This is a genomic window from Streptomyces sp. NBC_00425 (assembly GCF_036030735.1).
Taxonomy (GTDB): Bacteria; Actinomycetota; Actinomycetes; order Streptomycetales; family Streptomycetaceae; genus Streptomyces.
On sequence record NZ_CP107928.1, the window covers coordinates 4,746,989 to 4,769,461 of the forward strand.

At 67.3% G+C, this 22,473-nt stretch carries 16 protein-coding genes, 1 tRNA gene and 6 pseudogenes; 9 read left to right on the forward strand and 14 right to left on the reverse strand.

What is annotated here, in order from left to right; genetic code table 11:
• Positions 1 to 200 precede the first annotated feature (200 nt).
• From OHS82_RS20340 to OHS82_RS20355, 4 genes are all read left to right on the forward strand, one after another.
• On the forward strand, positions 201 to 1,256 hold the full coding sequence (locus tag OHS82_RS20340; protein WP_328434261.1) for a Yip1 family protein: 1,056 nt from the start codon (positions 201 to 203) through the stop codon (positions 1,254 to 1,256).
• Between the two features lie 290 nt (positions 1,257 to 1,546).
• A complete protein-coding gene (locus tag OHS82_RS20345; RefSeq protein WP_328434262.1) occupies positions 1,547 to 2,293 on the forward strand; it encodes a hypothetical protein in 747 nt (248 codons plus the stop codon).
• A 209-nt stretch (positions 2,294 to 2,502) separates the two neighbouring features.
• Positions 2,503 to 4,758, forward strand: coding sequence for a VCBS repeat-containing protein (locus OHS82_RS20350; RefSeq protein WP_328434263.1), 2,256 nt, complete (start codon positions 2,503 to 2,505; stop codon positions 4,756 to 4,758).
• Positions 4,759 to 4,981: 223 nt separating this feature from the next.
• The gene (locus OHS82_RS20355) at positions 4,982 to 5,671 is read left to right on the forward strand and encodes a class I SAM-dependent methyltransferase (protein WP_057577956.1); all 690 of its coding nucleotides are present in this window, start codon (positions 4,982 to 4,984) and stop codon (positions 5,669 to 5,671) included.
• Positions 5,672 to 5,795: 124 nt separating this feature from the next.
• Here OHS82_RS20355 and OHS82_RS20360 read toward each other — a convergent pair whose 3' ends face one another.
• Together OHS82_RS20360 and OHS82_RS20365 are read right to left on the reverse strand one after the other, a co-directional pair.
• Positions 5,796 to 6,179: a YrdB family protein gene (locus OHS82_RS20360; RefSeq protein ID WP_242433106.1), complete on the reverse strand. Its 384-nt coding sequence runs from the start codon at positions 6,177 to 6,179 to the stop codon at positions 5,796 to 5,798.
• 298 nt (positions 6,180 to 6,477) lie between these two features.
• Positions 6,478 to 6,606 (reverse strand): annotated as a pseudogene (locus OHS82_RS20365) (phosphoribosyltransferase); the annotation flags it as partial.
• On the opposite strand from OHS82_RS20365, the pseudogene OHS82_RS20370 reads away from it, so the two are divergent.
• Positions 6,607 to 6,936, forward strand: a pseudogene (locus tag OHS82_RS20370) (sporulation protein); the annotation flags it as partial.
• Between the two features lie 102 nt (positions 6,937 to 7,038).
• On the opposite strand, the gene OHS82_RS20375 reads toward OHS82_RS20370, so the two are convergent.
• From OHS82_RS20375 to dcd, 5 genes and pseudogenes are all read right to left on the reverse strand, one after another.
• Positions 7,039 to 8,442, reverse strand: a complete 1,404-nt coding sequence (locus OHS82_RS20375) for a VanZ family protein (protein ID WP_328434264.1) — start codon at positions 8,440 to 8,442, stop codon at positions 7,039 to 7,041.
• Positions 8,443 to 8,529: 87 nt separating this feature from the next.
• Positions 8,530 to 8,880, reverse strand: a complete 351-nt coding sequence (locus tag OHS82_RS20380) for a hypothetical protein (RefSeq protein ID WP_328434265.1) — start codon at positions 8,878 to 8,880, stop codon at positions 8,530 to 8,532.
• 717 nt (positions 8,881 to 9,597) lie between these two features.
• Positions 9,598 to 10,513, reverse strand: a pseudogene (locus OHS82_RS20385) (phosphotransferase enzyme family protein).
• A gap of 264 nt (positions 10,514 to 10,777) precedes the next feature.
• A pseudogene (locus OHS82_RS20390) lies at positions 10,778 to 10,993 on the reverse strand (phosphoribosyltransferase); the annotation flags it as partial.
• Complete coding sequence (dcd, locus tag OHS82_RS20395; protein ID WP_057577958.1) at positions 10,990 to 11,565, reverse strand: dCTP deaminase; 576 nt, start codon at positions 11,563 to 11,565, stop codon at positions 10,990 to 10,992. The pseudogene OHS82_RS20390 and the gene dcd, both read right to left, overlap by 4 nt.
• 513 nt (positions 11,566 to 12,078) lie before the next feature.
• Here dcd and OHS82_RS20400 point away from each other — a divergent pair.
• Positions 12,079 to 12,152, forward strand: a tRNA-Gly gene (locus OHS82_RS20400).
• Positions 12,153 to 12,201: 49 nt separating this feature from the next.
• Here OHS82_RS20400 and OHS82_RS20405 read toward each other — a convergent pair.
• The 3 genes and pseudogenes from OHS82_RS20405 to OHS82_RS20415 all read right to left on the reverse strand — a co-directional run.
• Positions 12,202 to 13,371 carry a tyrosine-type recombinase/integrase gene (locus OHS82_RS20405; RefSeq protein ID WP_328434266.1) on the reverse strand — a complete coding sequence of 390 codons (1,170 nt, stop codon included), beginning with the start codon at positions 13,369 to 13,371 and terminating at the stop codon, positions 12,202 to 12,204.
• A pseudogene (locus OHS82_RS20410) lies at positions 13,371 to 13,584 on the reverse strand (excisionase family DNA-binding protein). Before OHS82_RS20410 ends, OHS82_RS20405 begins: the two are co-directional and overlap by 1 nt.
• Positions 13,581 to 14,440, reverse strand: a pseudogene (locus OHS82_RS20415) (replication initiator); the annotation flags it as partial. The pseudogenes OHS82_RS20415 and OHS82_RS20410, both read right to left, overlap by 4 nt.
• A gap of 15 nt (positions 14,441 to 14,455) precedes the next feature.
• Between OHS82_RS20415 and OHS82_RS20420 the strand changes: the two are divergent.
• Complete coding sequence (locus OHS82_RS20420) at positions 14,456 to 14,851, forward strand: SCO4402 family protein (protein ID WP_328434267.1); 396 nt, start codon at positions 14,456 to 14,458, stop codon at positions 14,849 to 14,851.
• Between the two features lie 145 nt (positions 14,852 to 14,996).
• Here the strand turns inward: OHS82_RS20420 and OHS82_RS20425 are convergent, their stop codons facing one another.
• Both OHS82_RS20425 and OHS82_RS20430 read right to left on the reverse strand, forming a co-directional pair.
• Entirely contained in the window at positions 14,997 to 15,299 is a 303-nt protein-coding gene (locus OHS82_RS20425) for a DUF6959 family protein (RefSeq protein ID WP_328434268.1), read from the reverse strand.
• A gap of 103 nt (positions 15,300 to 15,402) precedes the next feature.
• Positions 15,403 to 15,732 carry a hypothetical protein gene (locus tag OHS82_RS20430; protein WP_328434269.1) on the reverse strand — a complete coding sequence of 110 codons (330 nt, stop codon included), beginning with the start codon at positions 15,730 to 15,732 and terminating at the stop codon, positions 15,403 to 15,405.
• Between the two features lie 953 nt (positions 15,733 to 16,685).
• On the opposite strand from OHS82_RS20430, the gene OHS82_RS20435 reads away from it, so the two are divergent.
• Together OHS82_RS20435 and OHS82_RS20440 are read left to right on the forward strand one after the other, a co-directional pair.
• Positions 16,686 to 17,369, forward strand: coding sequence for a hypothetical protein (locus tag OHS82_RS20435; RefSeq protein ID WP_057577963.1), 684 nt, complete (start codon positions 16,686 to 16,688; stop codon positions 17,367 to 17,369).
• Between the two features lie 1,422 nt (positions 17,370 to 18,791).
• Positions 18,792 to 20,378 carry a hypothetical protein gene (locus OHS82_RS20440; RefSeq protein WP_328434270.1) on the forward strand — a complete coding sequence of 529 codons (1,587 nt, stop codon included), beginning with the start codon at positions 18,792 to 18,794 and terminating at the stop codon, positions 20,376 to 20,378.
• Between the two features lie 893 nt (positions 20,379 to 21,271).
• Here OHS82_RS20440 and OHS82_RS20445 read toward each other — a convergent pair.
• Both OHS82_RS20445 and OHS82_RS20450 read right to left on the reverse strand, forming a co-directional pair.
• The gene (locus OHS82_RS20445; RefSeq protein ID WP_157876338.1) at positions 21,272 to 21,421 is read right to left on the reverse strand and encodes a hypothetical protein; all 150 of its coding nucleotides are present in this window, start codon (positions 21,419 to 21,421) and stop codon (positions 21,272 to 21,274) included.
• Between the two features lie 15 nt (positions 21,422 to 21,436).
• Positions 21,437 to 22,432, reverse strand: a complete 996-nt coding sequence (locus tag OHS82_RS20450) for an Lrp/AsnC family transcriptional regulator (RefSeq protein ID WP_057577965.1) — start codon at positions 22,430 to 22,432, stop codon at positions 21,437 to 21,439.
• Positions 22,433 to 22,473 lie beyond the last annotated feature (41 nt).

Genomic DNA, 22,473 nt, shown 5'->3' on the forward strand with positions numbered 1-22,473 from the left:
GTGTCCCACCCGGACGCGGGGGCGTCGCCGTTCCCCTCCGCCGTGCGTCCACACCCCTACGACACCCCGTGACACTCCCTGAAGAACCACCGACTCCAGCCCCGTTACTCCCCTTAGGGGATGTCACAGGTCGGCAGCAAAGCCGTGCGCGAACGGCGGCCCCGGCACGTCACCCCGCGGGAGCAGGTACGTTCGAAGACGTGGCTGGATTCAGGATCGGACGCGGCGGCCGGGACAACCGAGCCCCGCAAACGCGACCGCAACACCCTCCGTACGGGCAGCAGGCGCCCCAGGGACCGTCGCGGCCCTCAGGACCGTCGGGTCCCGCGGGGCCGTCGGGTCCCGCGGGGCCGTCGGGTCCCGCGGGGCCGTCGGGTCCCCCCGGGCCGTCCTACGGCTACCCGTCGGCCCAGCAGCCGTACCCGCAGCGCCCGCAGTACGGCGGCGCGGGCGGCGGCCAGTGGCCGCAGGCGAACGGCGGCGGCCACGGCGGCCGGAGCGGCGACGAGCCGGAGTACTTCGGCGGTGACGCGCCGTACGGCGCCCCGGGCGGACACGGCGGACACGGCGGACACGGCGGCGTCCCGCACGACCCGTACGCCGCGAACAACCCGGGCCACACCCAGGCCTTCTCGATCGACGACCACCAGCAGTACGACCAGTACAACCAGGGCGGCACCTACCACGCCGGGGCGGCGCCCGCCGGCCCGGTCGGTCCGCGCCTGCACTGGAAGGCGCTGCTGAAGGGCATCGTCCTCGCCCCCCAGCAGACCTTCCACCAGATGCGGGACTACACGATGTGGGGCCCCGCCCTCGTCGTCACGTTCCTCTACGGCCTGCTCGCGGTCTTCGGCTTCGACGGCGCCCGCTCGGACGCCATAAACGCGACGCTCTCCAACGCGATCCCGATCGTCCTGACGACGGCCGTCGCGATGGTGCTGAGCTCGTTCGTGCTGGGCGTGGTCACCCACACGCTGGCCCGTCAGCTCGGCGGTGACGGCGCATGGCAGCCCACCGTCGGCCTCTCCATGCTGATCATGTCCCTGACTGACGCACCGCGGCTGGTCGTCGCGATGTTCTTCGGCGGCGACGCGTCGTTCGTGCAGCTGCTCGGCTGGGCGACGTGGGTGGCCGCCGGCGCCCTGCTGACCATGATGGTCAGCCGCTCCCACGACCTGCCGTGGCCGAAGGCGCTCGGCGCGTCGTCGATCCAGCTGATCGCGCTGCTGTCGATCGTGAAGCTGGGCACGTTCTAGGACGGACCCCGACGCCTCCGGCAGTCACGTGAAAGGGCCCCCGCCGACGAGAAGGCGGGGGCCCTTTCACGCGCCCGGCTTCACGCGCCCGGCTTCCCGCCCCCGGCTTCACGCCCGGCACCGTAGCCGAGAGCGACGGACCACGCATCCCGGACGGGTGCAAATGTCACATCAACCGCATGTCGCACCAGAATGACTACAGAGAGTCAGTTAGCGTGACGGCTCCCTACCACCTCTTACTGGGAGTGCGCGTGAAAGCTCGCTTTGGCCTGAGGCGGGGACCGGTGCTCATGGCCGCCCTGCTGGTCGCCGTCATCGCCATGATCCTTCCGGGTACCGCCGTCGCCGGCACCGACGGCGGCCGCGCCCTCGCCGACCACTGGGGCGTGATCACCCGCAACACGATCGGCTCCCCCGTCGCCGCGCTGCGCAACGGGCCGTACGGCTCGTTCGGCGTGACCGGCACGTCCGCACGGCCGCCGTACGGCCGGGGCAGTCTCGGCATCGAGGTGGTGGGCGCCGCTCCGGGAGTGAACCCGCCGGTCGTCGAGAAGGTCGACTTCGGCAACGAGGTGGACTTCTACGGAAAGTCGCTGCTGAGCCTGCGTCGAGCGGGATTCCACGTCTTCCAGACCGGCGAGAACATCTCGTACGGCGGAGTGACGAACATGCCGAACATCAGGATCGAGATCGACCCGAACCTGAACAGCACCTCCGACTACTCCTCTCTGGTGTGGCTGCCGGCGGCGTCGCCGACCGTGAACAGCTGGAGCCCGTTCCTCGACGCGACGACGACCGGGGGCTGGTTCCTCACGGGCAACGCGGGCGCCGTGACGGGTTGCGCGCTCGCCACCCCGTGCACCTTCAGCGCGCTCAAGGCCGCGTTCACGTCGCGCAACGCCAGGCCGACCGTCCTGACGGTCTCGGTGGGCAAGGGACGTGACTTCATGTGGACCGGCGCGGTCGACGGCCTGCGACTCAACGACTACGTCTACGACTTCGAGCCGGACGGTGTGAAGGCGCTGCACAAGAGGTGAGAGTCACCGGGCTCTCACCGAGAGCCTCCTGAGGGCCGTCCGCAGGGGGCTTGGAGGATCTTCCCCCCAAAGCCCCCCGGAACGGCCCGAGTCCGCAGACGGCTCGGAGAACCCACGAGCAACTCGTACAACCCCTCTCCCTCTTCACGGGTCCGATCGAGCGGCACGCGCACCCGCGCGCACCTCTCCGCTCGTCACGAGGGACCTCCTTGGCTTCCGTACACACCGCCCGACGCCGACTCGGCGCCTGCGTCGCCACCGTTCTCGCCGTGACGGTCGGCGCCGGACTGCCGGCCGCTCCCGCGGCCGTGGCCGATCCCGCCGCGACGACCGCTCCCGTCGCGTCGACCGGGGCCGTCGCCACCACCGCCGGCGAGGCGGATCTGCCCCTCGGGGCCGACGTCGTCAGCACCGGCGACACCGGCTACCTCACCTCCCGGGTGGACGACTCCGGAGGCAGGGTTCTGGAGTGGCACAGGTACGCCGACGGCTCGGTGCTGCCGATCAGCACGGGCGCCGTGGGTCACGACAGCGCCTCCGACGTCGTCGTGACCGGCGACGGCGGCGGCACGGTCCATCTGCGGGACATGCGCGAAGGCGCGGCCTGGTCCGCGTCCTACGACCTCGCGACCGAGTTCGCCCCCGGCGCGACACTCGTCGGAGTGGTCGGGGACAGCCTCTTCGTGAAGGTTCCGACCGGCAGCGGGGGCTACCAGGAGCTGTGGCAGCTCTCCCACGTCGACGGCGTCTCCCGGAAGACGAAACGCTCGGCCAACCCCTACAGCACGGACTTCAAGGTCGTCGCGTCCACGAGCGACGTGCTGATCGTCCTGAGCAGCAACCGGGTCTTCCCCAGCTCGTCGACCTTCCGGACCGAGTACTGGAAGACGCGCACGACCCTCGACGGCGACGCGGTGATCGAGTCGGGCAGCAGGGCGAACATCGCCCCGTGGACCCAGGCCTCCACGGGCGCCCGCACCGCCGACTACGAGGCATGGGTCGAGTACCGGGCCGGCGCCACCGAACTCGTCGTGGAGGGAACGCGCGTCCACCGCAGGTTCGCCCTGGACAGCTCCCTGAGCGGCGCCGTCATCGCCGGCATCACCAGGGACACCCTGCTCTACGGGGCCCCGGGCAGGGCGGCCGACGGGACGCCGAGCCCGCTGTACGCCCGGAGCGTCACCGACTCCACGGCCGCGCCGTACACCCTGCTGGAGCACTTCTCCAGCGTGGCCCACGCGCCGGACGGCAGCCTGCTCGTGCGCGGCGCCACGGCCGACACCGACGGACTGTTCCGCGTCCGGGAGGGCGACGGCGGCCTGCCGGGCCTCACCCTCGTGGCGGACACGGGCCGGCTCAAGGCCGTCGAGGTGACCGGGTCGACGGTGCCCACCGCGGTGAGCCTGGAGAAGCCGGGCACCACGGTCCCGCTGGAGTGGACGCTGTCCCGCGCGAACGCCACCGTGGACCTCACGCTCACCCACACGGCCACCGGCGGGAAGCTCACCGAGCGCCTGTCCCGGCCGGCCTCCGACGGCCGCTTCGGCTTCGTCTGGAACGGCCTCCTGGACGGCGTCAGCGCCCCGAACGGCGCCTACACCTGGCAGATCACCGCCACCCCGGCCGACGGCGTCGGCGCCCCGGCGACCGCCCGGGGGAGCATCCAGGTCTCGCGCCGGGCCGACCCGCACGACTTCACCGACAACGGCTCCACGGACGTCCTCGCCCGGGACGCCTCGGGCGTGCTGTGGCGGGACGACCTCTTCGACTGGTCGTCGGACGGCCGGGTGACCGTGGCCAGGCGGACGAGGGTCGGCAGCGGTTGGCAGGCCTACAACCAGATCGCGGCCGTGGGGAACATCGCCGGCACCCCGACGGGCGACCTCGTCGCGCGCGACGCCGCCGGCGTCCTGTGGATGTACCAGGGCAACGGCAGGGGCGGCTTCGCCACGCGCGTCAAGGTCAGCGCCGGCTGGCAGTCCTACAAGAAGATCACCGGTGGCAGCGACCTCACCGGGGACGGCCGACCGGACCTCCTCGCCGCCGACGCCTCCGGCGTCCTGTGGCTCCACAAGAACACCGGCAGCTCGTCCGCCCCCTTCGCCGCCCGCGTCCGGCTCGGCGGCGGCTGGCAGATCTACGACCGGATCACCGCCGTCGGCGACATCGCGGGCAGCACGGCCGGCGACCTCGTGGCCCGTGACACCGCCGGCGTCCTGTGGATGTACCAGGGCAACGGCAAGGGCGGCTTCACCGCCCGGGTCAGGATCGGTTCCGGCTGGAAGGCCTTCGCGCACCTCGTCGCCGCCGGCGACGTCGACGCCGACGGCCGCCCCGACCTGATCGCCCACGGCCCGAACGGCACGTACGTCTACCGCTCGACCGGCTCGGCCACAGCGCCGCTCGGCCGGCTGACGACCGACCTCTACACGGGCGAGGGCGCCAGGTTCGACACCGTCCTCTGACCGTCCCCCGGCCCGCCCGGACGACCCGCGCTGCCGCCGCGGTCCGGGGGCAGCATCCGTGTGCCGTGTGCCATGTGCCATGTGCCATGTGCCGCGCGCCGTCGAACCCCGTCCGACGGCCGTCGACGACACCGGGTGCTGTTCCCCGCTCCCCATGGACGCCGTTTTGCCGGAACGGCAACAGGAGTCGCGTGACCGGGACACCATGAGTGACGGTGGGCGCGTGACCGACGACATCGCAGGACCCCCCGCGTCCGACATCCCCTCCGGCATCCTTGCGGCCGCCGACGGCTACCTCGGAGACCCCGCCGTGCGGGCGGAGTGGGACGACCGGTACGCCGACCGGCACCAGTTGTGGAGCGGCCGGCCCAACGGCGCCCTCGTCGCCGAGGTCGCCGGGCTCACACCCGGGCGGGTGCTCGACGTCGGCTGCGGCGAGGGCGCGGACGCCGTCTGGCTCGCGCGCGGCGGCTGGGACGTGACCGCGCTCGAGGTCTCGGGCGTCGCGCTGGAGCGGGCGGCGGGGCACGCGCGGGACGCCGGCGTCACCGTTCGCTGGGTGCACGCCGAACTCACCGAAGCGGCGCTCCCGCCGGCCTCCTTCGACCTGGTCTCCGCGCAGTACCCGGCCCTGCTGCGCACCCCCGGCGCCGCAGCCGAGCGGGCGCTGCTCGCGGCCGTCGCGCCGGGCGGCGTGCTGCTGCTCGTCCACCACGCGGGGATGGACGAGCAGCAGCCCCACGACAGCGGCTTCGACCCCGCCGACTACGTCTGGCCCTCGATGGTCGCCGCTCTGCTCGACGACGACTGGTGCGTGGAGGCGGACGAGCGGCGGCCACGGGTGGCCCCCGAGGGCGGCGCCGGCGCGCACCACCACGACGACGTGGTGCTCCGGGCCCGCCGACTGCGCTGACGACATCGAGGGCGTAGGGGAAGCCCCCGGCTTCAAGCGGGACGGCTACGACTACCGGGCAGTGAAGGCGTGCCTCGGCCGGTCTGGCATCCACATCACGGGACGCCGGACGCTCAGCCCGCGTTCAGTGGGTGAGGAGCCACCAGATCCGGTCGTACGAGGCGACGTGGAAGAGGACCAGAATCGCCAGGCCCCAGATCGCGGTGCGCCGCATGTGAGCCGTGTGCAATGCAGCCACGGCACCGAGGAAGACGGCGAGTTCGAGCACCAACCGCACCGGTCCAGGAGTCTCGACCTCGGTGTCCCCGGAACGCGCCTCGTCGCCCGAGACGGCGAAGGCCCCCCATGCCCAGCCGATGACGACGGGTACGGCGACGACCAGGATCCAGCGCCACGGGGACGCCGTCGTCCGCCAGGCCCACAACGCGAACGAACCCAGGGCAGCCAGTTCGAGCATGAACCGGAGACCGAGCATGACCGGGTTGTAGGCCAGGGCAACGGTTATCACTGCTGTGCCTCCACAGTGGTTGTCGTCGTGCAATCAGCAAGATCGACGTCCGGGCGACGCACCAGCAGGCGGTAACCCCCTGGCGTTCCATCGGGACGCCATTCTCGATCTTCACCCCGGCTCGCACCAGCGCGACGAGGTGCAACGCGGTTCGCTGCTCGGCGACTTGCGCAGGTGCCCCCCTGCGCATTTCCGGAGACCCCTCCACCACGGCTGAAGAGCGTGTCGCCGCCGGCGATCTGTGGCCGACTCCCCCGCACTCTCCGCCCTCACCCACAGAGTGCGCGAAACCCGCGGCTCAGAGCGCTTCCCCGGATGGAACGACCGGCTCCCCCGCCCTACGCACCACCGGCAGAACACTCCACGGGAAGTTGATCCAGTCGTCCGTGCGCTTCCACACGTACTCGCACTTCACGAGTGACTGCGACTCTGCCACTGCTACCGCGACCTCAAGATGCGCCGGGAGGCCGTCGAGCAAGCCCAGCGAGCGGTGGCCAGCACTGATCCGAAATACGCCCGCACCCTCGGTTTCTGCCGCATGGTGCTGGCCCAGAGCCAGCTGCTGAACGGAGAACTGGAGGCCGCCGTCACCGCCGCGAGTCTGGCAGTCGACGGCGGCGAATCTCTCCAGTCCTCCCGCTTTCAGCGCTACGTAAATGACTTTCAGAAGGAAGTCAGCATTCACGCCTCTAACCCGGCCGTCTCATCTTTCAACGAGAAAGTTCGCGAGGCACTTTCGCGACTAGACGAAGAATGATACCAACTAGCAAAATTGCAGCTCGAACTCACATGATCACTGAGGCCGCATCTGCACTACGCCCGTCCTCTTTCCGAACCGGGATGTCCCTTGACTTAGGGGTCAGCTGGTCTTCAGAAGGTGCCCGCCGCTGTCATATACCTGGCCGGTGACAGCGTTCACGCGGTACATGTCAACCACTGCCGCCTCCTGCGAAGCTTCACCCTTTCCAGTGCTGAGCCACGCCACGTTCACCAGCCAATTCGGCTGCCAGTTTCCGTCTCGCTCGACCGCTTTTACCGTGACTGCTTTAGCGTGAAATTCTGCATCAGTGTTTCCATTGTTGCGAATTTGTACCGCTACCGCCTTGTTTACCGCCTTTTCGGCCTGACCGGCGTCGAGTTTGACCTTGGGAAAGCTTGCCCGGGTCGGCCCAAGGGTGACGTCAACCTGAGATACACGCCCGACCCTGTCTATCTGGACGTCCAACATCCTGGGCATCAGAACGTTGTTGTGAACCCATCTCCAGGCCGTGATCCAGCCAAGTTCGGCGTTCTCGCCTACGGGGACCGTTTGTATCATGGTGGCGTCCATCGCCCACGGATACTTTCGCTGGGCGTACGACTTCGTGATACGAGAGGCTGCTGCATCGCTGGACGGGGCTTTCACGCCTTCCACCGGGTATCCCATGATGGTAGGCCGATCGCTGTTCTCCAGCTGTACGTTCAGGTGCTTCTTGTCCGGCCAGGAAAGGCTGCCGGTGCCGAAGTCTTCGGCGTGTCCCTCTTCACGGCTGTGCACGTTGAAGATGATGTTGGTGCATGAGGAGTCCCCACACGGCTGCTCATGCAGCTGCCCGATCTTGTAACGGTCTCCGAATGCCTCTTTCACGGCGGCCTCAACGGCCCGCTTCTGTCCGGAGTCTGCGTCGGCGAGGCTGCTGCCGTCATCGTTCGTGAGGTCGAGCATCGGGCGCGCGAATCCGGATCCGAGGAGGAGCAGCGCCGCGAAGGCGATCAACGTCCCCTTCATGCCCGCCTGCCAGGCGAGCGAGTGGCGGTTCGCGAGAACAATCGCAACGATTGCGAGCCCTACCAAACCTCCGATGATATTCATCTCGGCGTCCGAACTGTCGCATACGCGCCCTAGGCCATTGACGGTGGCCTGGGTGAACTCGATGGCCAGGGGCAGCGCGATGACGCCGAATAGGACTGGCAGCGGGCGACGTATGGCCAAGAGAGCACATACGCCGACGGGCACCATCATGGCAAGGTCCCACAACCCTTGCGTGGTGCGGAAAGGCTCGGCGATCTCATGGTTAAGGACGCATGCGCCGCTGGCCGAGCCACCGCCCATAAAAGTGACACCGAGGACGCCGGTGAGAACAAAGGCGAGTCCGGACCACCATACTCCGTGAGGGTTGCTCCGTTTATGGGCGAGCGTCCACGCTGTGCCGCCGCAAATAAGGCCGATGAATGTACACACGGCCAGATAGCCGATGTGGTGCTGGAAGGTCGCGGAAAACACGGCGCGGTTCCTTGCGTGGTCAGGTCGAGGCGAGCGGGACTGGGGGCAAGGCCCCGCCCTGACGGGCGGGGCCTATGGGGCTCTGGTTCAGCAGTGCGAGGTAGGCGTCTGGTACGTGCTGCCAGCGCTCATCAGGCCGATTATGTTCGAGCAGTAGGCGTTTTCCCCCAGCGCCCACGTGCGGAGCCTCGTCTGGCCTGAGCTGATGGAGCCGACGCTGGTGTAGTGGCTGGTCCCCGAGCGCGAGTAACCAAGCTTGATGGAGATAGCAGATCCACCGGACTTGTAGTACTCGGTGCCGACGATGCCGCTCGAACCCTGCTTAACGGCCAGGATGCCGTTGTCGAGCGTGCTGCACCGATGCATGGGCTCGTTGCTGGCGGCGTAGCCAGAACTGTCACAGTAGGTGATGGCCGAGGCGGTCGGCGCGCTGACCATGACAGATCCTGCTGCTATAACAAGGGCGGTGAGAGTGACGTTGGCAATTCTGCGACGCATGGGATCCCCTATGTAATGCACATGTCAACCTCGCCGCTGCACGGAGAGGCGGTGCTGGGTGAAGGTCTTGTGATCACCCGATCACATGCCGAATCCCCAGTAAAGATCATTTGACTATTTCATGGGATTCACCTGAGCTTCCTCTGAGGTTCGATCCGTTAGGGGCTGTTTTCGGTCGTGATCAAAGCCGACTTTCAGGCCACGGACGGAATGCCGGCGCGGTAGGACGTTGGTGTGACGCGTGCACAACTCACCGCAGAGGGAGCCTGGCCCTATCCGGGAACCCGCCGGAACTCTCCGCTCGGTATAGAGCGTAAAGAGAATCGCCCCAGACCCGATGACGCCGAAGAGAACCATCCCTATCGGAGCAGCCCTGGTCTTCTATGGGATTTTCCAAGTCGCGCCGCCTCATGTCTTGCTCTGCGGGGACACCACATACCGGGCGGGTCTGAGATGCGGATACGGCCACACCGAACCCGGTAAGAAGCGAAGGTCTGGAACGATACTGAAGATAAGGTCTTGGTGAGCAAATCTTCGTACGCTTGACTAAATCGCAGCTCCAGGAAGCAAGCAACCCGGGATCTCGTTCAAGGGTCCTCCTTCATCCGGCTCAAAGGTGTGACAGAGCTGGACCAAGGATCCGCAATGCTGCGGAAGCTACCAAGGACGCCAGTCGCGTGGGGCACCTTCGTTGCGAAGCCCAGAAATGCGCCGGCGATACTCGGCTGACGTTGCCTCGTCTTCCTGAACGTTCTGCATCAGCCACGTGGTCATGCCGAACTCTTGGATGCCGCGCAACGTCTCGTATCCCTGCCAGTCGTACAGGTCGCGTCCATAGGCAGCCACAAACTCGGCGTACTGTTCATCGGTCTGCCAGCCAAGGCTGTGATGCTCCACCGCCGTGACCATCAGGTCCCACTCCGGATGGTCGTAGCAGAAGGCTTCGAAGTCGATCAGGGTCACTCGCCCGTGATCGTCCACCATGAGGTTCTGCACGTGGGCATCCCCATGCACCGGCCCCTTCCGCGTCTCGAACCGCAACTCGGCGTACCGGTCCTGAAGCTCCCGCCATCGCTTCCGCAGGAAGGTCCTGTCGTCGTCCGGAATCACGGCCCGGTCGAGCCGCAGCTGTTGCTTGTCGAACGGTGCGAAGGACGGGAGTACGAGCCCATCAGGGACAGTCAGTGAGTGAAGATCCCGCAGGATCCCGCCCAGCTCTCCATACGTCGCCTTGCGGTCGCCCTCGATGATCAGATGCCAGAACGTCACCGGGTGGCCATCGATCAAAAGCGGCTGCTCCAGGTCGTCGATGATGCGAGCAGCCGGGAACCCCTCCGCGGCCAGCCAGCGCGACACCGCCACTTCTGTGCGGGCCGTACGCAGCCACTCTTCCCCCCGCGCCACCCGCACGATGGACTGGAACGGAGGAAAGCCGGAACAACGCGTTTTCTCCGAGGCGGATCAGCTCTGCACCTCTGTCGTCGAGCCCCGCAGCCCGGCACGCGGTAACCATCACTCGCGTTGCCCTCGCCGACGTGAACCCCTCTTGCGTTCGAGCAGCGTCAGCCGCCATGCCCGTACCAGCTCCCCTAGTCGCGCGCGATCAACCGGCGCACGCTCAGGGGTGACCAACCCCGCGTACACCGGACACAAGCACGACCGTACCCAGAGCCCCCAAGTCACGACGAGAGGGCATCTAGGGGTCAGCACCTACTCAGCACACGGACCATGATCAGTGACAATCAACGCAAACGAGCAGCAAGATTAAAGTAACCCTACAGGCCACCTCATCTGCCCGTTTGCCGAGGTCAGTCACTGAGTGCTAAGCAGCCAGCCCGAAGTACTCGACGTTCACCAGGTGGAGGTTCTTGCAGTCGAGGGCGTAGGCGAGCCCGCCGGCGACGAAGACGCCCCCACGGGCGATGCTCAGCACGACGTCCGGGACGAACCCGTCGTCCGCGATGGTCTGCGCGAGCTCCCGGACGGCCGTCCCGAACTGCTCGTAGGTGAGGTTCTCGCGCGCCGGCTCCGCGCCGTCCGGACCGCCGCTCACACCTGGGTCCGGTGGAAGTTCAGGAACGACCGGGACGCCGTCGGCCCGCGCTGTCCCTGGTACCGGGAGCCGTAGCGGTCGCTGCCGTACGGGAACTCGGCCGGCGAGCTGAGCCGGAACATGCACAGCTGCCCGATCTTCATACCGGGCCACAGCTTGATCGGCAGGGTGGCGAGGTTGGACAGCTCCAGCGTCACGTGCCCGGAGAAACCGGGGTCGATGAACCCCGCGGTGGAGTGGGTGACCAGCCCGAGCCGCCCGAGCGAACTCTTGCCCTCGAGTCGCGAGGCGAGATCGTCGGGAAGGCTGACGACCTCATACGTGGAGGCGAGCACGAACTCCCCGGGGTGGAGGATGAACGGCTCGTCGCCCTCGGGCTCCACCAGCCGGGTCAGGTCGGCCTGCTCCACGGACGGGTCGATGTGCGGGTAGCGGTGGTTCTCGAACACCCGGAAGTAACGGTCGAGTCGCACGTCGATGCTCGACGGCTGCACCATGGATTCGTCGTAGGGATCGATCCGTACCCGTCCGGCGTCGATCTCGGCCCGGATGTCCTTGTCTGAGAGAAGCACGTCCCGAGGATACGCAAGGCGCGCGGAGCGACCACCATCGGACGACTCCGCGCGCCAGGGCCTGCCGTTCTCCGCCCGCCGCTACCGCTTCTCGAGCGTCACCGGCACGGCACTGCGCAACCGGGCACACCGAGGACACCGGACGAGCCGTCCGGGACCGAGCCGCTCGGCCTGCTGCATCGGGAACGAAGCGGTGCTGAACACGTGCCCGTCGGCACAACGGACGACGGTGCGCTCCATCAAGTCCATGAGTCCCTTCCCCAAGAGCCGCGTCCGGCTGCTGCTCGCCGGACACCGAAAGCCACATTACGGGACGAACGGGACGACCCTCCAGGCGGCACTCCGACCCCGCCCGACCCCACTTCCACGCGACCACCGTACGCCCCAACTCCGGTCGCCCACACACCGATCCCTCCCCCGGAACGCAGGCGGACCCCGAGGCTTCATCGCCCGGGGCCCGGCATGAGGTAGAGTGACGGAGCGTTCCGACGCCGGTTCAGACCGACGTCTTACGCGGGTGTAGTTTAATGGTAGAACATCAGCTTCCCAAGCTGAGAGCGCGAGTTCGATTCTCGTCACCCGCTCCATGAAGAAGGCCCAGGTCAGAGACCCGGGCCTTTGTGCTGTGCTCTGCGATCACTCGCCGCGTGCCAGATTCGTGCCAGAAGGCTTGTCCGGGACCCTCCCGGCCGCGGCGGCCCGCACCTTCCGTACGGTGGCGTCGAGACCGGCAGCGACTTCCTGCTGTCGGTCGTCGTCGGAGTGCTGGTAGATCAGCGCGGCCTTCTCGGAGGACTGGCCGGCGCGGACCATCGTGTCCTTGAGCGTGGCACCGGATCGGGTGGACAGGGTGTGCCCCGTGTGGCGGAGGTCGTAGAACCGGAAGCCCTCGGGCATACCGACGGTCTCCCGAGCCTTCCGCCACCTTCGCCCGAAAGTGCTGCGCCGGAAGGGAGCACCCTTCTCCCCCACGAACAGCAGTCCGTCGGGCCCCGGCTCCGCGAATGACTCCAGATGCCAACGGAGCTCCCGGTGGAGGAACGCGGGAAGAATCACAGTCCGGGTCCCGGCCTCCGACTTGGTGTCGCCCTGGACGCGTCGCCCGTTCATCCGTTCTGGCTCGGCGAGGCGTACGCGGACGCGGAGGTTGTCGAGGTCGACGTCACGGCGGCGCAGGCCGGCCAGCTCCTCCGGCCGCATCGGACCGTAGGCACCGAGGTAGACCATGAGCCGCCATCGCATCCCCACCGCTTCGGCGAGCGCGTCGACCTGGGCGACAGTGGCGATACGCCGCTCAGCCGCCCTCTCCTTGCCTGCGCCCTTGATCCGGCACGGATTGCGCTGGATCAGCTCGTCGTCCACGGCCGTCTCCATGACGGCCTTGAGGAGCCGGTACGCCTTGGCGGTCATCGTCTTGGCACCCGTGACCCGCAGCCGGTCTGCACGCCACTCACGAACGCGCGGGGCGGTGATCTCGTCCAGGTCCAAGTCCGCGAAGGCGAACAGGTGCTTGTCGAGGAGGTACCGGTACAGGTCCCGTGTCAGCGGGGCCAGTTCGCGTTCCTCCACCCACTTGTCCGCGTAGGCCCGGAAGCTCACCGCGCCCGCTTCGGGGTCCCGCCAGTCTCCCCGGCGGATCTCCGTCTGCTTCTCGGCAAGCCAGTCGTCGGCATCGGCGTTCGTCTCGAAGGTGAACGGAGCTGGCCGCATGACGCCGTCCGGGCCGGGATAGCGCGCCTGGTACCGGCCGGAGGGAAGCCGACGGATCGCACCGAAGCGACGCCGCCGCCCCTTGTCGTTCGCCATCAGGCAGCCCTCCCGTAGCGGGCACGGGGTCGCCTCAGCGGCTGCACCGTGTGCGAGTCGACGAACTCCGCCACCGCGCTCTCCGGGATGCGCACGTGGCGACCGACCTTCACGTACCGGATGCGCCGTTCCTCGATGAGTCGCCGGGGGGAAGCGGGCGGAGGTACCGAGCAGCTCTGCGACCTGGTCGACGGACAGGTAGCGGTCGTTCATGTGGTCGGCTCTCCTTCCGTTCCGGGGGCGGGTTCGAGTGATGCGGACAGCCAGGCCTCGGCACGGGCGAGGCCAGTTCCGGCGAAGACCCAGTGCGAGAGGACGAGGGTGGTTTCCGTCGGCTCCGTCTCGACGGGCGCAGCGACTTGTGCGCGACGCCAGTCCGCACGAGCTGTGCGCAACGCGCCGAGGGTGGTGGAGTAGCGGCGGGACTTGGAGAGGTGGCCGCGGAAGCCGAGCATGTGCGCCCAGGCGCGTAAACGGAGCTCGGCGAGCTCGGGGCGCGCGCCGAGGGTCCAAGCCACGCGGATCATGCGTCGGGCGTGGTCGGAGATGCGTGCTTGGGCCAGCTCGGCGAGGAACTTGAGCGGGCGGTCGAGAGTGCCGGTCGCCGTCTCGGCACCCTTGGTGGCGTACTTCGCGATGTACGAGGCGACGGCTCGTTCGGTGAGTTCCTGGCCGTCGTCGAAGTCGGCGGATCGGATCGTGCGGACGTCGAGTTGGCGGCCGAAGGCGAAGGCGTGTGCGCGACCGTCGATGGTCGGGCCGTCGACGCGGGCGGCGGTGGCTGCTGCCTGGATGGCGTCTGTCAGGAGCTCTGCCGTCGCCCACGCGGGCGGCGTCGTCCGTCGGTGCGGCGGTTGTGGACCGGGCCAAAGCCGGGGGCGGTGAAGGTGGCGAAGACGCGCGGGTGTGTGGCGACCTGGTCCGACGTTCCCTTGCCGCCGCGCAGTCCGGCAGTGATCAGGTGGTACGTGTCGCGGCGGTAGGTCTCGGCGCAGGCGGGGCAGCGGGTAGCGCGGCGGTTGTTGCAGCGGATGAGGAGTTGGCCGGCCGGGAGGGCGGTCGAATCGAGGCTAGGCTCGGGCTCGTGAGCGCGGAAGCCCAAGTCATGGCGAATCACCGTGTCCACGTCGTACCTGTCATCTTGGCTCTGGCCAATCCACCGTGGCAGCGGGACGTGTGGCTCGACCCTTCGGAGTTCGAGAACATCGACCACGTCTTCCACACGCTCTTCGATGACTTCTGTGACGCCGATGAGCCCGAGCGGTTTCTCGGCATCAGCCTGAGAACGGAGGAAGAGGTAACCCTCATGCGGGCCCTCGGCGTCGTGCTCAACGCTGCCGCCGCGGAGGCACCCCACGACACCGACGCTGAGTACCTTCAGGCATCGGCCTGGCCCGAAGTCGTGGCCATCGCCGGACGCCTCGCTCAGGTCATGGTCTCGAACGACCTGCGTTTGCTGAGCTGTGGGCAGCATCCGTGAGTGTCTAACTGCGTGACAACACCCACGCACAGCAGCGAACGAGCGTGGACGTCTACGGACCATCACCACAGGTGAACCGCGTCGCAGCCCAAGGCAGAGCCCTCGCCCAAGTTGCTTCGGACGAAGAGGTCATGGACCCCGCTATTCAGTACGGCCGAGGGATTTCGTGCTGCTGCAGTGCGTCCTCGTAACGCGTCAGCAGAGCGTCGAGGCCCACCAGGAGCAGGCCGGCTGAGTCCCGCGCGTCGACCAGGTCGCCCCGCCCGCACGCTTCCACCACCTCGGCCAGGTCACTACGAAGGATCTGAAGGGAGTCGCATTGCATCAACACACCCGGGAACTTCCGGCCAGGCAGGCGAACCACAGCATCGTTGCCACCATCAGTGAACAGTTCTGCCTCAACGCGCTCCATCACACCATCCGACCTGACATCAACGACGGCGTACACAGGCAACCTTGAGCGGCCGGACGCGCAGGGCGAGCGAGGGCATCAAGGCTCCCGGGTGGCCGGTGAAGCGAACTCCTAAAGCGGTGCTCACCCTCTGCTGCGCTCAGGGCGAGGGCGTGAAGCCAGCGGAAAGGTCCAGGTGGAAAGGGGAGCCCGGAGCCGTTGGGGTCCAGCCCTCACGAAGAGCAAGCTGGATGGTCTGGGCAACGTCGGATGGCAGTACGGGCTTGGCTTCGCGCCGGAACCAGTTGCTCGGGTGCGGCTGGTCGGTCGTGGCCACGAGCGTTGTCCCGGGGACGTCTGCGTGCTCGACCGCGAACGCGCACGGTGTCCAGGCAAGAGCCTGGAAATAGGTTGGCCTGCGTCGCAATCGCCAGCGGTAAGCCGTACCGTCGACGACGATGCGTCGCGATCCCTTGCGGCCCAGTGCCATGGCTCCTCCTCGACTCGGAGATGCTAACCAGTCCGACTCGCCCGGGCGTCTCAGTTTCCGTCTCATTCAGCCCCGTTCACGGCCGTTCATCGAGGACCGCGTGCCGAGCTCGCGTCACGGGGCAACCGCCCACGAACGCAGGTGAACGCCCCTGCACACCCCCCGCCGCCCCGCCACCACAGTTGGAAAGCGTGCATCTAGGCCTGGCATGTGGTGCTCTGCGCGTCGCATCCAGTTGTGGCATGGGGCGGCCGGATGAGACCGGTCAGCGGATCGGTGCGGAACCCGAGCGAGGCCAGGACGCGCTGTGGCGCGTCGGCGATCCACTCGCCGATCGCCGTGACGGAGGCGCCGGCCAGAACGGCGGCGGCTGCGGCGGCCAGCAGAGCCGGCTACGGGTGACGGATACCGCGACAAGCCCGCGGGTCGGGCACCAAGGCCAGATACCTCCGCAGGTCAGCGGCCATTTCCAGCGGGATAGGGCTGGAGGAGTCCCCAGTTGCTGCAGGCATAACGGCATCCGGGAAGATGGGCGCGCTGGCATGGACTCGCTCGGTGCTCGTACGGACTCGACACCCACATGATCACCAGCGGCCATGTCTGTCCTGATATCCAGGGTCACTCCGGAACGAAGCCGATAAACCAACACATCCTGCGCTCAACAGGCGAACCGTCCACCTCGCGACTTCTCAAAGACCCTGGGTACTGATCTCCGCAGCTCTGAGCTCCGGGGTAGTGGGGCGACCTTCAGAAAGGCCGTTTCGACGCCGTTTGAATGGCATGCAATCATCAAAAAAGCGTCGAATTTACTACCACGAAACTTGCCCTTTATTGAAAAATTACGCGAACCTCTGGGGCTCCTCAATTCGGAATGATTCGCTTGACCTGGCGATCGAACCTGAGTGAGTGTTCTGGACATGCCAGCTCTCATCGGGGGAGGGGGCAGTGAAGGGATGAACGTGCATCTCGATGTAAAGCGTGCCGCAGCAACCACCACGGCGGCATTGCTCGTACTCGGCCTGGGGGGCGGCGTTGCTTCGGCCGACGACATACCGGCAGACACCAGTGTCGTAGTCAACACCGAACCGCCGCGGGCAACGGAACCGGCTGACACGGACGTTGTCGACGTTCCTGCGAGTCAGGTCAATGCCGAGCCTGACATCCCGGGTAACGGCGACAGCGGCCCCGGCAACCACCCAGGCGGCCAGATCTGCGACCGGACCGCCGTCTACACGCCGACCGCTAAGGGCAAGGACTACCACGTAGGTATCGGCGCCCCCAACGCCAACCACAACGGAACCAGTCACACGGCCAGGTCGTCGTTCACCGCCGAGGCGTCCGGGACCGTGGGCATCTCTATCAGCGCGGGTCTCTCCATCACCATCGAGGCAATGATCGGCAAGATCGAGCAGAAATACAACGTTGACCTGTCCGCTTCGTTGACGGCCAAATTGGGCAACAACTTTCAGGTCGACACCCCGGCTCACAAGACAACACACGCGACCTACGGCGTCTACCGTCTGCGCAGCCAGGGTACGAGTTATGTGATCTATAGCAACTGCCAGACCTCGGCAAAGAAGACCATCACCAGCTACACCCCCCACTACGTCGGCTGGTACATGTGGGAGACGAACTGATGCCACACACTGGCGCGTCGCTCCGCGGAGCGATATGCGCACTTACCGCTGCCATGGCTGTAACTGGCTGTGGCTCCCACGGGAGCAGCGCCACCGCCCCCAGTTCTTCAAGCGCTGCTGCGAGCGCGCCATCGCCCAAGGCGACCACTCAGGGGCACGGTCTGTCGGTCGCGACAGCACCGAAACTTGCCTCTGACGGCATCACCGTGCTGACCTCCGGTACTCGAGTCACGGGCAGCGCCATCTACCCGATCCCTGGTGGAATGAAAGCAGGGAAGACTCTGGCGATCGCCATCAACTGCCAGGGCCCGGGGCGGCTTCGGGTTCAGGTGCCGCCGACAGGGATCTCATTTCCCCTCCTGTGCGAAAAAGGGAAGGTGTTGCCCACGATGAACGAAATCCACATCAGTAAGGGGCGCGCCACCGCCTCGCTCCAGTTCGCGGCAGAACAGGAGGTCAAGTGGTCTTTCGCGGTTGGCTGGGATCCTGACCCGCCTGAGCAGCATTAACTGTGCTGTGCGGCGAGAATCGATCCGCTTGAGAACCGATTCCTTTGATGCGCGTCAGCCGTCAGCGTTCACTCACTCCATAGCGTGAAAGCCTGCTCAGCGTAGACATCGATCGGGTAACCGACGTAGATATCAGCAACAGCCACGGTTCCAGCCGAGTTCATCGAAGCGGGCCAGCCCAGATCCAGGGCTGGCCCCCTTCGAGGTCCCTCGCCGGATCGAGTAAGGAGCAGTTGCCGACGCCCGCCCCCACCACCAAAGCTGTTGTAGAAGGTGACCACGTCAGCTGGGATGAGGCTTCGCAGTCGGTAAGCATGGCGACAGAGCGTACGACGCCGGAGCACCGGTGGACCATACGCGTGCGTGATCGGTCGGCGCATTCACCGTCGTGGCTGGCTGTCGTCGGCTGAGGTTCGTGCCACTGCCGTGCCAGATGCAGCGGTCAGCCAGGGTCAACGGGGGTGTCTCTCGGTCACGTGCTCGGCAACCTAATAGGTATCGAAGCTCCAGGTCAGCGCCTGCGCTCCCCCGCCTCTCTCCTAAAATGGTGGTCGGGTGGCTGTACAACAGCGAAGTACAGCAACCATCGCGACCAGCCCCGACCACCACCGGCCGGGAGCGACCGCCTGGTGTGCCTGACAGACCTCAGTGACCACCGTGCACATAGTTCGCAGCTAGGGACACACGTCGAGCGTCGACTTGGCTGCCGACGTACAACCATCCTGCTGCGCAGGTCATCTGATCACGCAGGTCAAGAGGTTGATCGAATCGCTCGGTCCGGCGTGGAGAAAGCACGGCGGGCCCTCATCTCTACTTGAGGAAGCACATGCATAGACAGGTCACGCCCACGAGTCCCGTGATCTTGAAGAACGCCGCGCGAGCCGCGGCCATCAGCACCGCGATACTCGCCGGCATGGTCACAGCCCCCGGTCAGGCAAGCGCCGACACCACCGGGCCCGTGGTCTCGGAGATCGGCAAGATCCGAACCGACACCGGGCTCGAGCTCACCGCCGACATCGACGCCCCGGCCGGCGTCACCTCCGTGACGGCCACCATCACCGCAGGCACGGCCAACGTGCCCGACACCTTCGTCAGCACGGTCACCGACTTCCACCTCGTCTCCGGCACCGCCACCTCCGGTACCTGGCAGAGCAGCGGCGCACTGGGACTCGACATCTACGCCGGGTACCGGGTCGCCATCACTGCGCAGGACAGCCAGGGCACGTTCTCCCTTCCCGGCCGCGGCATGCTCGACTACCGCCCCACGCCGGTCTTCCACGACACCGCCTACGAGCCCACGGCCCTCAGCTTCGAGCACCAGGACATCAACGTCACCGGCCGGCTGACCGAGTACGACCCGGCCAGCGGCGACACCAGAACCCCGTGGCAGACCACCGCCGCCACCGGCGTCTTCGTCACCTGGGACGGGCACACATCGCCACGCAACGCAACGGCAGCAGACGGCACCTTCACCTTCACCGTCCACCCCGGCAACGTGCAGAACACCACCCTTCACGTCTTCGTCCCAGCCACAACGACATACGCTCAGGGCCCGGACTCCGAGCCGGTCACCTCCGTCGACTCCCCCGTACGCATCACCCTGGACCGCACCGGCAGCACCGGCGCCCTGATCGGCAGCACGGAGGTCATCAGCGGAACCGCGGAACGCCAGGAGGAGGACGGCACCTGGGTGCCACTCGCCAACAGCCCGCTCCCGATCCAGGACGACACGGGCACACGAGCCGCCAGGGCGACCACCGACGCCACCGGGCGGTTCAGCGAGACCATGACCGTCACCAACTACACCACGATCTGGACCGTCAGCGACACCGGGCCGTTCCTCGCCCCTGCCAGCGTCAGATACACCGTCGCCAACCCCGTCGCGAAGGTGTCCCTGTACGTCAACAAGCCGACCGTCGACGCCAACTCCCGCCTGCACATCTCCGGACACCTGACTGTCCCCGACGTCCCGGGGCCGAGTAGCCGACGGGTCTACATCCAGCAGTCCAACGACGGCCACACCGACTGGACCAACATCGGCACCACCACGATCGACACCTCCGCCGACGGCTTCGCCGCCTCCGTGCTCACCGTCACCAACCCCCACGGCTACTGGCGCTACTACTACCCCGGCGCCCCCGGCTTCACCGCCGCCTACAGCCCGGTCGTCCACGCCGTCCGCTATCAGACCGCCATCAGCGGCGGAAAGCCCAGCAGCACCCGGGTCACCAAGCGCCACACCGTGACCATCAGCGGCACCCTCAAGCAAAACGGCTACGGCTACTGGACCCCCCTGCCCAAGGCCACCGTCCAGATCCTCTTCCGCCCCTCCGGCAGCAGCACCTGGCACCTGATCACCAGCGCCCACACCAGCAGCACCGGCTACTTCGCCGCTCACCCCACCATCACCCGCTCCGGCACCTGGCGCGTCGCGTACAAGACCCCCGACCAAGTCCACGTCAACGCCTACGGCCCCATGGTCAAGGTCACCGCAATCTGACGAACTAAGCGGTGCCGAACAGCAGGCCACCGCGGCAGTCCCCCGACCATGAAGTGGTGTAGCCAATCAAGCTGGCAAAAACGCAGTTCACAACCGGATTCGGGGCTACTGGGGCCGTTTCTCGGACTGACACCCCGACAGCCCGAGACGTCGACCCAAGCCGCCATTGCGATCCGCAGGCAGCTGAGCGCTGCCAAGATCCCAAGCAGGATCGGCTATACCACCCGGCGGGACGCCATCGCGCCCGTGCACCACAAGCGCACCAGATGCGGCGGGAAACTGCGGGGAACCACGGTCAGGTCGACCGGCTTCAGCGACGCCGCGGACCAGCCGGGCGACCAGATCAGGACAGCAGCGGGGCCGGTGTGCCCGCAGCTTCCCAAGCTGAGAGCGCGAGTTCGATTCTCGTCACCCGCTCCATGAAGAAGGCCCAGGTCAGAGACCCGGGCCTTTGTGCTGTGCTCTGCGATCACTCGCCGCGTGCCAGATTCGTGCCAGAAGGCTTGTCCGGGACCCTCCCGGCCGCGGCGGCCCGCGCCTTCCGCACGGTGGCATCGAGGCCGGCGGCGACTTCCTGCTCCCCACCCGGTGAGCGCGACGTCCAGCAGCATCGCCAGCCCGGCACCGTCCCCGTTTCGGGACGTTGATCTCGTCCAGGTCCAGGTCCAAGTCCGCGAAGGCGAACAGGTGCTTGTCGAGGAGGTACCGGTACAGGTCCCGTGTCAGCGGGGCCGCGCTGATTTATCACAGGGCGCCTGGAGGTGCATTCGGCCGCCCGCTATTGGGCCACCGGGCTGTCCGGTCGGCGGGGAGTGAACACCGGACAGGCCCTGGCGGATTCGGGCGCCGCTGGGCGCGGGGGTGGTCGGCTGGGGTGGCCCCGTCGCCGTCCGTCAGTCCACCAGATGCAACAGGACCGTGTCGGGGGACAGCAGCACGGCCTTGTCCAGCGGTCCTGAAGCGAGGAGGGGGCTGCCGGCGTCGGAAAACGGGATCGGCTGGTCGGAGAGGGTCACATGCCGCAGAGCGGGAGTGCGCCCCACCCGCTGTGAGGTCTCCTACGCGGGCGTCAGATGTACGAGGCGGCCGTGGTAGATGAGTGAGGCGGCCTGTTTCAGGCGGCGGACGCGGATGCTGACCTCGTAGGCGTCGATGCCGTCGATGGCGGCGACGTGGGTGGTGAGGTAGCGGTAGAAGTCCTCGGCGTCGCGGCAGATGACGCTGACCATCAGGTTGTGCCGGCCGCTGATGGCGCCGGCGAAGGCGACCTCGGCATGCCGGGCGAGTTCCTCGCCGGCCTGTTTGAGGCGGGCGGGGGCGACGCGCAGCCAGAGGGTGGCGTTGAGGGTGTGGCCCAGGCGCTCGGGCAGCAGTTCCACGTCGTAGAAGAGCGTGCCGGAAGTCTCCAGGGCCTCCAGGCGACGGGCGACTCGCGCGTTGGACCAGCCGGTGAGCTCGGCGAGGCGGGTGTGGGTGGTGCGGCCGTCCTCGGCGAGGGCGTCCAGCAGCGGGGTGTCCTCGTCCGTAGGGGGCCGCGGCGGCCCCGCGGGGGTGGGTGGCCGGTCACCGGTGAGCTGCCGTACCTGGTCAGGGGTGAGGCCGGCGCCGTAACCGGTCCATTCGCTGGTGCCGGTCTCGCCGAAGGGGTGCAGGAGCAGGTCGATGCTGACGTCGAGGACGGAGGCCGAGCGGGGCAGCTGGCGCAGCAGGACGTCGTCGCGGTGAGCCTCGACGGGGGAGCGGATCATGCAGATGATCTCCGAGCCGCCGGAAGCGAGGTTGGCGTAGGCGATGTCCGGCCGCTTGGCCAGGGAGTCCGCCAGGGGGCCGACCCGATCGGGGCGGGAACGAATGCGGGCCACCCAATGGGCCTGCCCGTACGCCGCAGGGTTGACCAGGCCGATCACCCGCATCACTCCGCTGCGGCGCAGCGCGTGGTAGCGGCGGGCAGCGGTCTGCTCCGACACGCCCGTCACCTCGCCGATGCGCCGGAACGGGGCGCGGGGTGCGCATTGGAGTGCGTGGAGGATTTTCCTGTCCACATCGTCGTTCACGGGGGGAGTCTGTCATCCACCGGGACTGCAGTGGAGGCTTT

Excerpts from the sequence above, each read along its gene's own strand:
- OHS82_RS20345 (WP_328434262.1), top strand. The coding sequence starts at position 1,547 with ATGGCCGCCCTGCTGGTCGCCGTCATCGCCATGATCCTTCCGGGTACC.
- OHS82_RS20405 (WP_328434266.1), bottom strand. The coding sequence starts at position 13,371 with ATGGCGAACGACAAGGGGCGGCGGCGTCGCTTCGGTGCGATCCGTCGG.
- OHS82_RS20440 (WP_328434270.1), top strand. The coding sequence starts at position 18,792 with ATGGTCACAGCCCCCGGTCAGGCAAGCGCCGACACCACCGGGCCCGTG.
- OHS82_RS20430 (WP_328434269.1), bottom strand. The coding sequence starts at position 15,732 with ATGGCACTGGGCCGCAAGGGATCGCGACGCATCGTCGTCGACGGTACG.
- OHS82_RS20380 (WP_328434265.1), bottom strand. The coding sequence starts at position 8,880 with ATGGTCAGCGCGCCGACCGCCTCGGCCATCACCTACTGTGACAGTTCT.
- OHS82_RS20435 (WP_057577963.1), top strand. The coding sequence starts at position 16,686 with ATGAACGTGCATCTCGATGTAAAGCGTGCCGCAGCAACCACCACGGCG.